This is a genomic window from Pseudosulfitobacter sp. DSM 107133 (assembly GCF_022788695.1).
Lineage (GTDB): Bacteria > Pseudomonadota > Alphaproteobacteria > Rhodobacterales > Rhodobacteraceae > Pseudosulfitobacter.
Window position 1 is genome coordinate 2559257 of record NZ_CP085154.1, and the last position, 15544, is coordinate 2574800.

Annotated in this window: 14 protein-coding genes; 1 reads left to right on the plus strand and 13 read right to left on the minus strand. The window is 61.4% G+C overall.

The window, feature by feature from the left end:
- Positions 1-47: 47 nt before the first annotated feature.
- Positions 48-1313 (minus strand): ATP-dependent Clp protease ATP-binding subunit ClpX, encoded by a 1266-nt coding sequence (gene clpX, locus DSM107133_RS12565; RefSeq protein ID WP_114292227.1) that lies wholly within the window; start codon positions 1311-1313, stop codon positions 48-50.
- 168 nt (positions 1314-1481) lie between these two features.
- Complete coding sequence (locus DSM107133_RS12570; RefSeq protein WP_114292226.1) at positions 1482-2123, minus strand: ATP-dependent Clp protease proteolytic subunit; 642 nt, start codon at positions 2121-2123, stop codon at positions 1482-1484.
- Between the two features lie 284 nt (positions 2124-2407).
- Here DSM107133_RS12570 and DSM107133_RS12575 point away from each other — a divergent pair, with 284 nt between their 5' ends.
- A complete protein-coding gene (locus tag DSM107133_RS12575; RefSeq protein WP_114292225.1) occupies positions 2408-4438 on the plus strand; it encodes a PhoX family phosphatase in 2031 nt (676 codons plus the stop codon).
- A 140-nt stretch (positions 4439-4578) separates the two neighbouring features.
- Here the strand turns inward: DSM107133_RS12575 and DSM107133_RS12580 are convergent, their stop codons facing one another.
- From DSM107133_RS12580 to DSM107133_RS12630, 11 genes are all read right to left on the minus strand, one after another.
- Positions 4579-5508 carry a zinc ABC transporter substrate-binding protein gene (locus DSM107133_RS12580; RefSeq protein ID WP_114292224.1) on the minus strand — a complete coding sequence of 310 codons (930 nt, stop codon included), beginning with the start codon at positions 5506-5508 and terminating at the stop codon, positions 4579-4581.
- Between the two features lie 181 nt (positions 5509-5689).
- Positions 5690-6085, minus strand: a complete 396-nt coding sequence (locus tag DSM107133_RS12585) for a RidA family protein (RefSeq protein WP_114292223.1) — start codon at positions 6083-6085, stop codon at positions 5690-5692.
- 24 nt (positions 6086-6109) lie between these two features.
- Positions 6110-6799: an ABC transporter ATP-binding protein gene (locus tag DSM107133_RS12590; RefSeq protein ID WP_114292222.1), complete on the minus strand. Its 690-nt coding sequence runs from the start codon at positions 6797-6799 to the stop codon at positions 6110-6112.
- A complete protein-coding gene (locus DSM107133_RS12595; protein WP_114292221.1) occupies positions 6796-7551 on the minus strand; it encodes an ABC transporter ATP-binding protein in 756 nt (251 codons plus the stop codon). The genes DSM107133_RS12590 and DSM107133_RS12595 overlap by 4 nt, the downstream gene beginning before the upstream one ends.
- Positions 7544-8527, minus strand: coding sequence for a branched-chain amino acid ABC transporter permease (locus DSM107133_RS12600; protein ID WP_114292220.1), 984 nt, complete (start codon positions 8525-8527; stop codon positions 7544-7546). The genes DSM107133_RS12595 and DSM107133_RS12600 overlap by 8 nt, the downstream gene beginning before the upstream one ends.
- 1 nt (position 8528) lies before the next feature.
- The gene (locus DSM107133_RS12605) at positions 8529-9446 is read right to left on the minus strand and encodes a branched-chain amino acid ABC transporter permease (protein WP_114292219.1); all 918 of its coding nucleotides are present in this window, start codon (positions 9444-9446) and stop codon (positions 8529-8531) included.
- 95 nt (positions 9447-9541) lie between these two features.
- On the minus strand, positions 9542-10681 hold the full coding sequence (locus DSM107133_RS12610) for an ABC transporter substrate-binding protein (RefSeq protein ID WP_114292218.1): 1140 nt from the start codon (positions 10679-10681) through the stop codon (positions 9542-9544).
- 69 nt (positions 10682-10750) lie between these two features.
- Positions 10751-11935: a kynureninase gene (gene kynU, locus DSM107133_RS12615; protein ID WP_114292217.1), complete on the minus strand. Its 1185-nt coding sequence runs from the start codon at positions 11933-11935 to the stop codon at positions 10751-10753.
- A complete protein-coding gene (locus DSM107133_RS12620) occupies positions 11935-12750 on the minus strand; it encodes a tryptophan 2,3-dioxygenase family protein (RefSeq protein WP_114292216.1) in 816 nt (271 codons plus the stop codon). The genes kynU and DSM107133_RS12620 overlap by 1 nt, the downstream gene beginning before the upstream one ends.
- The gene (locus DSM107133_RS12625; RefSeq protein WP_114292215.1) at positions 12747-14366 is read right to left on the minus strand and encodes an AMP-binding protein; all 1620 of its coding nucleotides are present in this window, start codon (positions 14364-14366) and stop codon (positions 12747-12749) included. Before DSM107133_RS12625 ends, DSM107133_RS12620 begins: the two co-directional genes overlap by 4 nt.
- Positions 14366-15511: an acyl-CoA dehydrogenase family protein gene (locus tag DSM107133_RS12630; protein WP_114292214.1), complete on the minus strand. Its 1146-nt coding sequence runs from the start codon at positions 15509-15511 to the stop codon at positions 14366-14368. Before DSM107133_RS12630 ends, DSM107133_RS12625 begins: the two co-directional genes overlap by 1 nt.
- Positions 15512-15544: the final 33 nt, after the last annotated feature.

The window sequence follows — 15544 nt, forward strand, 5'->3', positions numbered from 1 at the left end:
AGGCGGCGCCTGCGCACCGCCTTTGTCACATTTCCAAGGCATCCGCCTTAGCCCGCTGTTGCAGGTTCTTTTTCCGCATCGGCATGGATCATCAGCGGCGCGGCGTCGGAATTGACAGCCTCTTCATTGACGACCACTTCGGTCACACTGTCCAGACCGGGCAGTTCGAACATGGTGTCCAGCAGAATATCTTCCAGGATCGAGCGCAGCCCCCGCGCACCGGTTTTGCGCAGGATTGCCCGTTTTGCAATCGCGGTCAGCGCATCATCGGTAAAGGTCAGTGTCGTATCTTCCAGCTCGAACAGACGCTGGTACTGTTTGACCAGCGCGTTCTTGGGCTGGGTCAGAATGGTAACCAGCGCATCTTCGTCCAGATCTTCCAGCGTCGCCAGTACCGGCAGTCGGCCAACGAACTCAGGGATCAGACCGAATTTCAGCAGATCTTCCGGCTCAAGATCGGTAAAGATCTCGCCCACGCCGCGTTCGTCATTATCGCGTACATCGGCGCCAAAGCCCATGGCCGACCCTTTGCCGCGTGCGGCGATGATCCGGTCAAGACCGGCAAAGGCCCCGCCACAGATGAACAGGATGTTCGTTGTATCAACTTGCAGGAATTCCTGCTGTGGATGCTTGCGCCCGCCCTGCGGCGGCACCGAGGCAACGGTGCCCTCCATCAGTTTCAGCAACGCCTGCTGCACGCCCTCGCCCGAGACGTCGCGGGTGATCGAGGGGTTTTCCGACTTGCGCGTGATCTTGTCGACCTCGTCGATATAGACAATGCCACGTTGCGCGCGTTCAACGTTGTACTCAGACGATTGCAGCAGTTTGAGGATGATGTTTTCAACATCCTCGCCCACATAACCGGCTTCGGTCAATGTGGTCGCATCGGCCATGGTGAACGGCACATCCAGAATCCGCGCCAGCGTTTGCGCCAGCAGGGTCTTGCCGCAACCGGTCGGGCCGATCAGCAGAATGTTGGATTTCGCCAGCTCGATATCGCCGCCCTTCTGAGCGTGATTCAACCGCTTGTAGTGGTTGTGCACAGCCACCGAAAGCACCCGCTTGGCCATCGCCTGACCGATCACATAATCGTCAAGAACGCCGCAAATATCCTTTGGCGTCGGCAAACCGTCGGTCGACTTCAGCCCGCTGGCCTTGGTCTCTTCGCGGATGATGTCCATGCACAATTCAACGCATTCATCACAGATGAACACGGTCGGTCCTGCAATAAGCTTGCGAACCTCGTGCTGGCTTTTGCCGCAAAAGCTGCAATAAAGCGTGTTTTTGCTGTCGCCGCCTGAGTTGTTTGCCATGTCCACCCTTTCAGGTATTGCCGTTTATCACTGCCACGCCCGATGGCGCAGCAGCCTGTTTCGCGAATGTTAGGGGCCAGTTTAGGCCAGCCCCAGACCGTCCACAATGTCAAAATGCCCGAATGCCTAACGGCGTTGCACAATGCACTTCTACGGGCACGACGCCACTTACTTGGCGTCGTCTTTGGCCTCTTCGGCCTTGGTGCGGTTTTCGACGATTTCGTCGATCAGGCCCCAATCCTTGGCTTCATCGGGCGACATGAAATTGTCACGCTCCAGCGCCGCTTCGACTTTTTCCAGGGTCTGGCCGGTGTGACGCACATAAATCTCGTTCAGGCGCGTTTTCAGCTTTTGCGTTTCCTGCGCGTGAATCATGATATCGGTGGCCTGCCCCTGATAGCCGCCAGAAGGCTGGTGTACCATGACACGGCTGTTGGGCAGCGAAAACCGCATGCCTTCCGCACCGGCCGTCAGCAACAGCGACCCCATCGAGGCCGCCTGACCGATGACCAGCGTGCTGACCTTGGGTTTGATGTACTGCATGGTGTCGTAGATCGACAAACCAGATGTCACAACGCCGCCGGGGCTGTTGATATACATGCTGATTTCCTTGCTGGGGTTCTCCGCCTCAAGGTGCAGTAACTGCGCCACGATCAGCGATGACATGCCATCATGCACCGGACCGGACAGGAAAATGATCCGTTCCTTCAACAGGCGCGAGAAAATGTCATAGGCGCGTTCGCCGCGGCTTGTCTGCTCCACCACCATGGGGACCAGAGTGTTCATATATGTATCAATGGGATCGTGCATGGGTTCCTGCCTCGTCAGCCTTTGCGGGACCATACCTGCAAAGGTGTTACCTGAGTCTTAGTATCGCCATTTCCGACCTGCAACCCCGCGACCTGTCGAAACCTGTATCAACTGCCCCCACATCCGGCCCGAAAACGGCCCCTCCTGCCGCTGCCCGCAGGGCTGCGCATCGCCCGCACCCATGCTGTGCGCTGATTTTGCAGATTCTGCGCAACCGTCATGCGCCCGTTACACTTATGGGGCATCCGGTGCACAAATCATGACCCTTGTGAGGACACACCCAAATGAATCGCCGCTCCATCATCAATGCCCCGGACATCGGCAACAAGGCCGAAGCCTACGAAGCCTTTGACGACATCCCCACAAACCCCAACCTCAGCCGCACCATCGGTGATGTCATCGCCGCCCGCTATTCGCGCCGTGACATCCTGCGCGGCACTTTGGGTGTGTCGGCCACCACCGCCCTGTTCGGCACCGCAGCCATGATGGCCCCCACGCCCGCAGCCGCCACCGACAGTGCCGCGTCGCGCTATGTCTTTGACGAACTGGCATGGGGCAACGACGCCACGCACCACATCGCCGAAGGCTATGACGCCGACGTTCTGCTGCGCTGGGGTGACCCGATCACGGCCGACGCACCTGAATTCGACGTGATGAACCAGACCGCCGCCGCCCAGTTGCAGCAATTCGGCTACAACAACGACTATGTCGGCTTTACCCCGCTGGACGGCAACCCCGACCGCGGCCTGCTGTGCGTCAACCACGAATACACCAACGAAGAAGTCATGTTTCCCGGCCTTGGCCGTCAGGACAGCGTCGATTTTGCAGGCATGACGCCCGAGCTGATCGACATCGAAATGGCGGCCCACGGCGGCACCGTGGTCGAGATTGCCCGCAACGATGCCGGCAAATGGGAACTGGTGCGCGACAGCAAATACAACCGCCGCATCACACCGCTGAACACCAAGATGACCCTCGACGGCCCCGCCGCAGGTCATGCGCGTATGCAGACCAATGCCGACCCCGCGGGCATGACCGTGATGGGCACCGTCAACAACTGCGCCGGTGGCATGACCCCCTGGGGCACCTACCTGATGGCCGAGGAAAACTTTCACGGCTATTTCTGGACCGACAAGCTGGACGCCGAGGGCAACCCCGACATTTCCGCCCACCCCGAGGCCGCAAAACTGAAGCGCTACGGCGTGCCGGGCCGCTGGTACGCATGGGGCAAGTTCCACGATCACTGGAACATCGACCTTGAGCCGCAAGAGCCGAACCGCTGGGGCTGGATCGTCGAGGTTGACCCGCGCAACCCCGACGCGATGCCGATCAAGCACACCGCCCTGGGCCGTTTCCGCCACGAGGGTGCCGAAACATGTGTGTCCGAGGACGGCAAGCTGGTGATCTATTGCGGTGACGACAACCGCTTTGATTATCAGTACAAATATGTCTCGAACGGCACGGTGACCGGTGACGAGACATTCGGATCGTCGCTGATGTCCGACGGCACGCTTTACGTCGCGCGCTTTGACGAAGACGGCACCGTGACTTGGCTGCCGCTGGTGCATGGCACCGGCCCGCTGACCGCCGATAACGGCTTTGACAGCCAGGCCGACGTGATGATCGACACCCGTCTGGCCGCCGATGCGCTGGGTGCCACGCCGATGGACCGCCCCGAAGACGCGCAACCGCGTGGCGATGGCACTGCCTACATCATGCTGACCAACAACACCAAGCGCAAACCCGACCAGGTCGACGCCGCCAACCCGCGCGCCGACAGCAGCTTTGGCCACATCATCGAGATCAAGGAAGACGGCGGCCTGCATTCGGCCACCACCGGCACATGGTCGATCCTCGTCAAATGCGGCGATCCGGCAGTGACCGAAGTGGGCGCACAGTGGAACCCCGACACCTCGGAAAACGGCTGGTTCGGCTCGCCCGACAACGCCGCCATCGACGCCGACGGGCGCCTGTGGATTTCCACCGACCAGGGGTCTGGCTGGGGCAAAACCGGCAAATCCGACGGGCTCTATGCGCTGGAAACCGAAGGCGAGGCGCGCGGCACCTCAAAGCTGTTCTTCCGCTGCCCAGTGGGCGGTGAGCTGTGCGGTCCCTACTTCACCGAAGAAATGGACACCCTGTTCCTGGCCGTCCAGCACCCCGGCACCGACGGCACCAAGGACCTCGCTGGCTTCGAGCGCAACTCGACCTTCGAAGATCCCGCCACCCGCTGGCCCGACTTTGATCCCGCCATGCCGCCGCGCCCCACGGTGCTGGTGGTCACCAAAAAAGGCGGCGGCAAAATCGCCACCTGACCCCATTCCAACCAATCTCTTTTCAGCACGTCTCAGACCTCGCCCGCTTCGGGCGGGGTCTTTTCCATCGCCCCTTCATTTTGCCAGAAAAACTCCGGGGGAGGCGCACAGCGCCGGGGGCAGAGCCCCCAGCCAACGGATCAATCCTGCAAACACGCCGCCAAAGAGGTAGCCAGCCCGCGCAGCACGTCCCCGTACAGCGCCGGCCCCGGCTTCAGCTCAGCCCCCAGCGGGTCGGCCACGCCAACATGCGTCGGCCCCACAACCTCTGACAAACCCGCGTCGAACTGCGGCCCGGCCATCACGCAAGACACGCCAGCGCCGCGCACCATATCGCGCATTTCAGCCGCCCGCGCGGTGTCAACGGGCAGCGCGTCTTCGCCGCTTAACGCACCCTCTGCGGGCATGGCAAAGCTACGCTCAAAGTATTGATATTCATCATGATAAACCATATAGGGCCGCCCGCGCACAGGCGCCAGAACAGCGTTGATCTCACCGTTCAGCCCCGCCAGACCCGCCGCCCCCTTGCGGGCATTTGCCTCGTAGGTCAGCGCGTTGTCAGGGTCCAGCGCCCCCAGCACAACCGAGATTTCCAGCATCCATAATGCCGCGTTTTCCGGGGCAAGCCATGCGTGCGGATCCAGGCTATGATCGAAGTGTTCGGCATGATCCGCATACCCCGCGCCTTCGTGCCCGACCTCTTCCTGCGGGCGGCCCGAAAATCCGTCCCCTTCGCGCAGTTTCAGCTTCAGCACCTGCGGGACATCCATCAACACCAGTTGCGACGCCGCGCCGGCCAGCGCGTCCAACGGCCCGCCCAGCCATGGCGTCAGGCCGGGGCCGACCCACACAACCGCATCCGCTTGCGACAAGCTGCGCTCCTGCGCGGGGCGCAAGGCATAGCTGTGCGGCGACGCTCCGGGTGGCACAATAAGCTCCGGTGTGCCCACCCCCTCCATCACCTGCGCGACCAGTGCATGGACGGGTGCAATATCCACCGCCACGCGCGGCACCTCGGCAACCGCAGCCGAAGCACTGCACATCAGGGCCAGCCCAACCAGTCGGATCATGGTTTTCACTCCGGTGTCATCAACGCGGCCCTGCTAGATGTAAGGCAATTACGCATCAACCCGAAATCGGCACATATCTGCCATCGGCTTTGGCAAAAGGCGAACACGCCCCTTGCGGTGAGCGCACCTTCATGGCCCCGCAACGCAACTGCCCCAACCTGATCGGTTTGCGGGACCAGCGCTATCCGATCTCGGCGGTCGCCTCGATTTCCAGCAGCGCCTCGTCCTCGACCAGCGCGTCGATCACCACCATGGTCATCGCCGGAAAATTGCGCCCCAGCACGTCGCGGTAAGCCGCGCCGACTTCTGCCTGATGCGCCAGATAGTCGGCCTTGTCGGTGACATACCACGTAAGCCGCACGATGTCTGCGCAGGTGCCGCCCGCCGCCTCGACCACGGTGCGGATGTTGGTCAGTGCCTGACGCATCTGTCCAATGAAATCATGCACTTCGAACACCTGATCGGCGGTCCAGCCGATCTGCCCACCCACATAAAGCGTGCCGGATCTGGTCAGAACGCCGTTGGCATATCCTTTGGCAGGTTTCCAGCCGTCGGGTTGAATGATGCGATGGGCCATAAGCCACCTCCTGTAAAGTGAACGTCAGACGCCCAAGAATGTATCTGCGACCTCGCGGTCAATTGCCGCCATGTCACCGCGCCACACCGATGTGCCGCGTTCCAGTATCACAGCGCGATCCGCGACCTGTCGCAGTTCGGCCAGCGATTTATCAACCACCAGCAGGGCAAGCCCTGTCTCGGATTTCAGTGTGCGCACGGCGGCCCAGATTTCCTGCCGCACCACGGGCGCCAAGCCCTCGGTGGCCTCGTCCAGCATCAGCAGACGCGGGTTGGTCATCAGCGCACGGCCAATCGCCAGCATCTGCTGCTCGCCCCCCGACAGCGACACCGAAAGCTGATCCTGCCGCTCCTCCAGCCGCGGAAACAGCGCCGTCACCCGCGCCATGTCCCAATGCCCGGGCCGCGCCGCCGCGATCAGGTTTTCGCGCACTGTCAGGTTGGCAAAACAGCGCCGCCCCTCGGGCACCAGCCCCAGACCGGCGCGCGCCGCCTTGTGTGCGGGCAATGCGCCAATGTCACGTCCGTCCAGCCTGACGTTGCCGGATGAGTGTTTCAGCAAACGGCTGATCACCTTGATGGTCGAGGATTTCCCCATGCCGTTGCGCCCCATCAGGGCCACAACTTCGCCTTCGGCCACGTCCAGATCAACGCCGAACAGCGCCTGCGACGGTCCATAAGACGCTTGTATCTGTTCCAGTTCCAGCAAGCTCATGCCACATCCTCCTCGCCCAGATAGGCGGTGCGCACCAGCGGATCGGCGCGAATTTCGTCCGCTGTGCCGGTGGCGATGATCTTGCCATAGACCAGCACGCTGATCCGGTCGGCCAGCGCAAAGACCGCGTCCATGTCATGTTCTACCAGCAGGATCGGAGCCTCGCGGCGCAACCCGTCCAGAAAGCCCGTCATGCGTTTCGACCCCGACGCGCCAAGGCCCGCCATCGGTTCGTCCATCACGAAGGCATGGGGTTTCAGCGTCAGCGCCACGGCCACCTCAAGCAACCGGCGCTGGCCGTGGCTCAGTTCCGCTGTGCGGGTGGCGGCATGATCGGCCAGCCCCACCCGGTCCAGCGCCGCCTGCGCCTGTGCCACCAGCTCGGCGTCGCGCATCACCGGACGCAGGAACCGCCAGACCGAACCGGCCCGCCCCAGCGCACCCAGCACCGCGTTTTGCAGCACTGTCGCCTCCATCGCCAGCGACGAAACCTGAAACGTGCGCCCCAGCCCGGCCCGCGCGCGCGCCTGCGTGCTCAGCGCGGTCACATCGCGCCCTTCGAACCGGATGCGGCCCGCGTCGGGGGGCAAGCCACCCGCAATCTGTTTTATCAGCGTCGACTTTCCGGCCCCGTTCGGCCCGATCAGCGCGTGAATCTCACCGGGCATCAGCGTCAGCGTCACGTTGTCCGTGGCCTGCAACGCGCCAAAGGATTTATGCAAGCCGTCCACATGCAGCAGCGGTTCAGTCATGGGCCACCTCCCGTCCCGCCAGCGAGCCGATCAGCCCGCCGCGCGCAAACAACACCACCAACAGCAGGATCGCACCCACATAGATCAGCCAGAATTCGGACATTGGCGACAGCAGGTATTCCAGCAGCACAAACATCATCGCCCCCGCCACCGGCCCGAACAGACGACCAACACCGCCCAGCACGATAAACACGATGAATTCGCCCGACATCTGCCAGCTGAACATGGTCGGGCTGACAAAACGGTTGAGATCGGCAAACAACGCCCCTGCCAGCCCCGTCACCGCGCCCGAGATCACAAAGGCCACCAGCCGCAGCCGGAACGGTCCAAGGCCCACGGTCTCGACCCGCTCGGCGTTCTGGCGTGCCGCGCTCAGCGCCAGACCAAAGGGCGCGCGGGCCAGACGGCCCATCCACCACAGCACCGCCGACAGGATCACAAAGACCAGCGCAAAGAACTGCATCGGGTCCAGCGTGTTCAGCCCCGGAAACCCGTTTCGCACATAGATGCTCAACCCGTCCTCGCCGCCGTAGGCAGGCCACGAGATCGCGAAGTAATAGAACATCTGCCCGAAGGCGAGCGTGATCATGATGAAATAAACGCCCGAGGTGCGCAGTGACAGCGCCCCGATGGCAAGGGCTGCCAGCGCGCTGGTCACAATCGCCACCAGCCAGATCACGGGCATCGATTTGGTGCCCTCGATCACGATCCAGCTGTCGATCACGGGCGTATAGGTCTGTGCGTGATGGGCCAGTATGCCCATCGCATAGCCACCAATCCCGAAAAACGCCGCGTGGCCCAGACTGACCAGCCCGCCCAGGCCAAGGGCAAGGTTCAGCCCCACCGCCGCCAGTGCAAAGATCGCGGCGCGGGTGATCAGCGTAATCAGAAACGGTTCATCCAGCGCAAAGGCCAGAGCGGCGGCCACCGGCATCGCCAGATACAGCCCCGCGTTCAATAAGGTTTCCCGCCGCATCTCATGCCCCTCCGTACAGGCCGGTAGGCTTGAACAACAATACAAGCGCCATCAGGATATAGATCGACATCGACGCCAGCGACGAGCCGATGGTTGTCGCACTGGACGGGTCCATGAACAGGCCAAACAGCAGCGGCAACAGCACACCGCCCAGCGTATCGGTCAGCCCCACCAACAGCGCGCCGACCAGCGCCCCCTTGATCGAGCCGATGCCGCCAATCACGATCACCACAAAGGCAAGGATCAGCACAGGTTCCCCCATGCCCACCTGCACCGACTGGATCGCCCCCACCAGCGCACCCGCCAGACCGGCCAGCGCCGCGCCAAGGGCAAAGACGATGGTATACAGACGGCTGATGTCGACACCCAGCGCACCGATCATCTCGCGGTCGCTTTCGCCCGCACGGATCTGGATGCCGATGCGCGTGCGCGCGATCAGCTGGAACAGACCAAGGGCAATCAGCAGCCCGATCACGATAATCAGCAACCGATAAGACGGGTACAGGATTCCGCCGGGCAATGTCACCGGGCCGGACAGCGCCGCAGGCACGTCCAGATACAGCGGGAACGATCCGAACAGCCACCGCGTGCCTTCGGAAAAGATCAGGATCAGCGCAAAGGTGGCCAGCACCTGATCCAGATGGTCGCGGTCATACAGCCTGCGGATCACCACCATTTCAATGATGCACCCCGCCACAGCCGCCGCCGCCAGCGCCGCGCCAAGGGCCAGCACAAACGATCCGGTCCAGCCCGCAACCGCCGCCGCCGCAAAGGCCCCGACCATATACAGCGAACCATGGGCCAGATTGATCAGCCCCATGACCCCGAAAATCAGCGTCAGACCGGCCGCCATCAGGAACAACATGATCCCCGATTGCAGCCCGTTCAGCACCTGTTCGATCAACAACAATGGTGTCATCTGCCACCCCTGCCCCGCAATGCGACGGCAAGCCCTTGAATAATCATAGGTTTCAGAAACCGGCTCTGGCAGCGCACCCGCCAGAGCCGTTGGCTTTACATCTTGCAGTCAGCGCCGTAGGCATCGGTGTGATCGGTCGCGGCAACGCCGACGATCCGGTTGGTGACAACATCACCTTCCTTGACCACTTCACGCATATAGATGTCCTGCACCGGATGGTGGTTGGGCGCGAACGAGAACTTGCCGCGCACCGACTGGAAATCAGCCGCTTCCAGTGCCGCCTGGAAAGCCGCCGCGTCTTTCACATCTGCCTTGCCCATTGCCGAGATCAGCAGCAGCGCGGTGTCATACCCCTGGGCCGCGTAAAGCGACGGCAGACGACCATATTCATCCTGAAACGCCTGCACGAATTCCGCATTGCCCGGCGCATCCAGATCCTTGGACCAATGCGACGTGTTCTTGACGCCCAAAGCGGCCTCGCCGATCGCGCCCAGAATCCCCTGATCAAAGCTGAACGCAGGCCCCATCACGTTTTTCTCGACACCCGCACCCGCGTATTGCTTCATGAACGAAATGCCCATGCCACCGGGCAGGAAGAAATAGATGGTGTCAGCATCGCTGGCGCGCATCTGCGCGATTTCAGCGGCGTAATCGGTCTGGCCCAACTTGGTATAGACCTCGTCGGTAATGTCGCCTTTGTAAAAGCGTTTAAAACCGGCGATCATGTCCTTGCCCGCCGGATAGTTCGGCGCCATCAGGAAGACCTTCTTGATGTCATTCTCATTGGCCCAGCCACCCGCCGCCTCGTTAAAGGCGTCGTTCTGCCATGCGACGTTGAAATACAGCGGGCTGCATCCCTTGCCCGCCAGCGCCGAAGGGCCCGCGTTGGGCGACAGATAGAATTTGCCCTGCGCCGTGACACTTGGCACCACCGCCATCGCAAGGTTCGACCAGATGATGCCGGTCAGCACGTCAACCTTTTCCGATTGCACCAGCTTGTCGGCCAGTTGCACAGCGATGTCGGGCTTGCGCTGGTCGTCCTCGACAATCAGCTCAAGCATGTCATTGCCCTTGGCCGCCAGCATAAAGCCGTCGCGCACATCAATGCCCAGACCTGCACCACCCCCCGAAAGCGTGGTGATCATCCCAACCTTGACCTTGCCGTGGTCGTCGGCCAAAGCCGCCGTGCCCGCCAGAGCCATACAGGCCGCTGTTACCAGTGATTTCATCTTCATTTGGTCTTCTCCCTTGGTGGTGGGGGCATTGCGCCCCTCTTATGTCCTCTATCGCAGAATGCCCCCTCCTCAGGTCACCCTGCTACGAGTCTGATATTGCGGGTCATCCCACAGTTTGTCACGCATCACCGTTTCAATGTGCACTATCGCGGCCATTACGTCGGCCTCATCCAGATACAGCGGGGTAAACCCGAACCGCATGGTGTCAGGCGCGCGAAAATCGCCAATCACGCCGCGCGCGATCAGCGCCTGCATTGCCGCATAGCCATGTTCGAAACAAAACGAGACCTGGCTGCCGCGCTGCGCCGCATCGCGCGGGCTGGACAACGTCAGTTCGGGCACGCGGGCCTCGACCTCGCGGATGAACAGCTCTTGCAGCGCGACCGAGGCAGCGCGCACATCTGCCATCTCGACACCTTCCCAAACCTCCATCGCCGCCTCTAACGCGGCAAACTGGATGATCGGCGGCGTGCCTACGCGCATCCGTTCAATCCCGCCAGCGGGGCGGTAATCGGGATCAAAGGCAAAGGGCGCATCATGACCCATCCAGCCCGCAAGTGCCGGCTGCACCTGATCGACAAGATCGGGGCGCACATAGATAAACGCAGGCGCGCCGGGGCCACCGTTGAGATATTTATAGGTACAGCCCACGGCCATTTCGCAATTGCTGGCCGCCAGATCGACCGGCACCGCACCGGCGGAATGCGCCAGATCCCAGATCATCACCGCACCGTTGGCATGGGCAATTTCAGTAATCGCTTTCATGTCATGCTTGCGGCCCGTGCGGTAATCCACCTCGGTCAGCATCACCGCCGCCACCTGATCGTCAATGGCGTCGGCCACATCCTCGGGGGCGACTGTCTTCAGCTCAAACCCCTGATCCAGCGTGTTAATCAACCCCTGCACCATGTACAGATCAGTGGGAAAATTACCCGTGTCGCTGAGGACAACCTTGCGACCGGGCCGCATTTTCAACGCCGAGGCGACCGCCTGATACACTTTGATAGACAGCGTATCGCCCATCACAACCGACCCGGCGGGCGCACCGATCAGACGGGCGATCTTGTCGCCAATCCGTGCAGGCTGCGCCATCCATCCCGCGTCATTCCAGCCACGGATCAGCATCTGTCCCCATTCATCCGCAATCATGCCAGACACCCGCGTCGCTGCCGCCTTTGGCAACGGACCCAGCGAATTGCCATCCAGATACAGCACGCCCTCAGGCAGAGCGAACATCTCTTTGCGCAGCACCATTACAGCTCTCCTCTGACATGCCAAAGTTCGGGAAACAGCTCGACCTCAAGCATCTTGCGCAAATACGCCACCCCCGAGGTCCCACCCGTGCCGCGTTTGAATCCGATGATGCGTTCCACCGTGGTCACATGATTGAACCGCCAGCGGCGGAAATAATCCTCAAGATCTACCAGCTTTTCGGCCAGTTCGTATAATTCCCAATGGGTTGCAGGGTCCTGGTAAACCGTTTTCCACATATCCTGCACGGCAACATCCGCCGACCATGCCGCCTGTGACGGCGCGGGGTTCGGCGCGCTCACATCCAAACGCGCCGCCACAACGGCCAGCGCCACCTGATACAGGCTAGGCTGGGCCAGCTCGGCCTCCAGCGCTTCATGCGCCGCGCTGCGGTGTTCATGGACCTTTTTCAGTGCCACCTGACGGTTGCCCAGCAAATATTCGATCATGCGATACTGATGCGACTGAAACCCCGACGAATTGCCCAGGGACGGGCGGAACGCCGTATATTCGCTGGGCGTCATGGTGCGCAGCACATCCCAGGCCCCGTTCAATTGTTCAAAAATCCGTGCCACCCGGGTCAACATCTTGAAAGCAGGCTGCAAATCCCCCGCCGCAATGCGCGCGCGCGCGGTCTGCAATTCATGAATCGCCAGCCGCATCCACAGCTCGGATGTCTGGTGCTGCACGATAAACAGCATCTCGTCATGGGCGTCAGATCGCGGGTGTTGCGCCGTCAGGATCGCGTCCAGCCCCAGATAGTCGCCATAGGACATATCCTTGCTGAAATCGAGCTTTGCGCCGTGGTGGTCTGTCATTCGGTCTCTCTCAAAGCAAAACGTTGGATTTTCCCTGTCGCCGTTTTGGGCAGCGCATCCACAAAGCGGATGTCACGGGGGTATTTATAGGGGGCGATGGTTGCTTTCACATGGTCCTGCAAGGCTTTGATGAGAATATCATCCTTGGCCACGCCCTCGGCGACTACCACATGCGCCTGAACGATCTGCCCGCGCCCTTCATCGGGCTTGGCCACCACCCCGCATTCCACCACATCCGGGTGCGACAGCAACGCCGCCTCAACCTCGGGGCCGGCAATATTATAGCCCGCGCTGACAATCATATCATCGTTGCGCGCGGCAAAATGCAGATACCCGTCTTCGTCCATGGTGAAACTGTCACCGGTGATGTTCCAGCCGTTTTGCACATAATCAGCCTGCCGCGCGTCGGCCAGATAGCGACAGCCGGTCGGCCCCTGCACCGCCAGCCGGCCCACCGTGCCGCGCGGCACTTCGGCCCCGTTCGCATCAACCACTTTGGCGCGGTAACCCGTCACCGGCTTACCGGTGCATGCGGGGCGGTGATCGTCAAAACGGTTCGAGATGAAGATATGCAGCATCTCGGTCGCACCGATCCCGTCCAGCATTGGCTTGCCGGTCTTGGCCATCCATTCGTCATAGACCGGCGCGGGCAGCGTCTCGCCCGCAGATACCGCCGCGCGCAGGCTGCTCAGGTCTGCACCTTCATCCATCGCACGCAACATGGCGCGATAGGCCGTTGGCGCGGTAAAGCAGACTGTCGCGCGGTATTTTTGAATGATCTCAATCATATTCGGCGGCGAGGCAGTCTCCAGCAAGGTCGCCGCAGCGCCAAAACGCAGCGGAAAAATCGCCAGCCCCCCCAATCCGAATGTGAACGCCAAAGGCGGCGATCCCACAAAGACATCTTCGGGCACCACACCCAGAACCTCGCGCGCATAGCCATCCGCGATCATCAGCAGATCACGGTGAAAATGCATCGTCGCCTTGGGGTTTCCCGTGGTCCCGCTGGTGAACCCCAACAACGCCACATCGTCCCGCCCGGTCTGCACCGCGTCAAACTGCACCGGCTTCTCCAGCGCCAGCCGGTCCAGCTCGGCCTCGTGGTTCGATGTACCGTCAAAGCCGGTCACGCTGGTCAAAAACGCAGAGTCCTCGGCGCAGGCTTTCAGTTCGTCCAGCAGACGCGTATCGCACAGCGCGTGGCTGATCTCCGCCTTGTCCACAATCGCGCGCAATTCCCCCGCGCGCAGCATCGGCATGGTGTTCACCACCACCGCACCCGCCTTGGTCGCTGCCAGCCAGCAGGCCACCATCGCAGGGTTGTTGGCCGACCGGATAAGCACACGATTACCGGGCTTTACGTTCAGATCCTCAACCAGAACATGCGCCAGGCGGTTGGTCCAGTCCGTCAATTCCTTATAGGTCCGCCGCCGCCCGTTTCCGATCAATGCAGTGTGATCGCCAAAGCCTTTGGCCACCATATCATCCGTCAGCGCCACCCCGACATTCAAAGCGTCGGGATAGTCAAAACCGCTCAGATCAAAGTCGGGCCACTGATCCTGCGGCGGCAGGTTCTGGCGCGAAAACATGTCTACATGTGCGGACGGGCTCAACATCATTTCTCTCCTGCAAAATTTGCCAAAGTCTGACGTGCAATCACAACTTTCTGAACATCCGAAGCCCCCTCGTAGATGCGCAGGGCGCGGATCTCGCGGTACAGGCTTTCAACCATCTGCCCGCTGCGCACCCCGTCGCCACCATGCAGCTGTACCGCCGCATCAATCACCTTTTGCGCCTGATCCGTGGCAAACAGCTTGGCCATCGCCGCCTCGCGCGTAACCCTTGGCGCGCCGCTGTCCTTGGTCCAGGCCGCGCGGTAGATCAGCAGGGCAGCAGCATCGACATCCAGCGCCATTTCCGCGATATGCCCTTGAACCAGCTGCAATTCCGCCAGCGCCGCCCCCTGCACCTGCCGTGTCGTGACCCGCGCCAGTGACTCGTCCAGCGCACGGCGCGCAAACCCCAGTGCCGCCGCCGCCACGGTCGAACGAAAGACATCCAGCACCGACATGGCAATGCCAAACCCCTTACCCCTTTCGCCCAGCAAGGCCGAGGCCGGCACGCGGCAGTCATTGAACGTCAGCGTTGCCAGCGGATGCGGCGCGATCACCTGCAAGCGCTCGCTAATCTCCAGGCCCGGTGTATCCGCAGGCACCACAAAGGCCGACAGCCCCCGCGCACCCGGCACGTCTTCGGACCGGGCAAAGACAGTGTAAACATCTGCAATGCCGCCATTGCTGATCCATGTCTTTTGTCCATTCAGAACAAATTCATCCCCATCCCGCACCGCAGACATGGTAGAACTTGCCACATCCGAACCTGATTGCGGTTCGGTCAACGCAAAAGCCGAAATCGCCTGGCCCGTCCGCGTCAGTGGCAGCCAGTCGTCCTTTTGTGCCTCGGTTCCGAACAGCGAAATCGCCCCGGTGCCCAACCCTTGCATCGCAAAAGCAAAATCCGCCAACCCATCATGTCGCGCCAATGTTTCGCGGATCAAACACAGGGTCCGCACATCCAGATCGCCGCCGGTGTGCTGCAACCATCCCGCATCGCCCAGATCCGCCACCAATGCGCGACACGCCCCATCCACATCAGAATGATCCACAGGCAGATGCGCCGCGCACCACGCATCAAGCTCATCGGCCAATGCCTTGTGATGGGGCTCAAAAAACGGCCAGTTCAGAAACGATCGGTCAGACATATCCACAGGCCCTTCTTCTCTGGTACAAAAAAT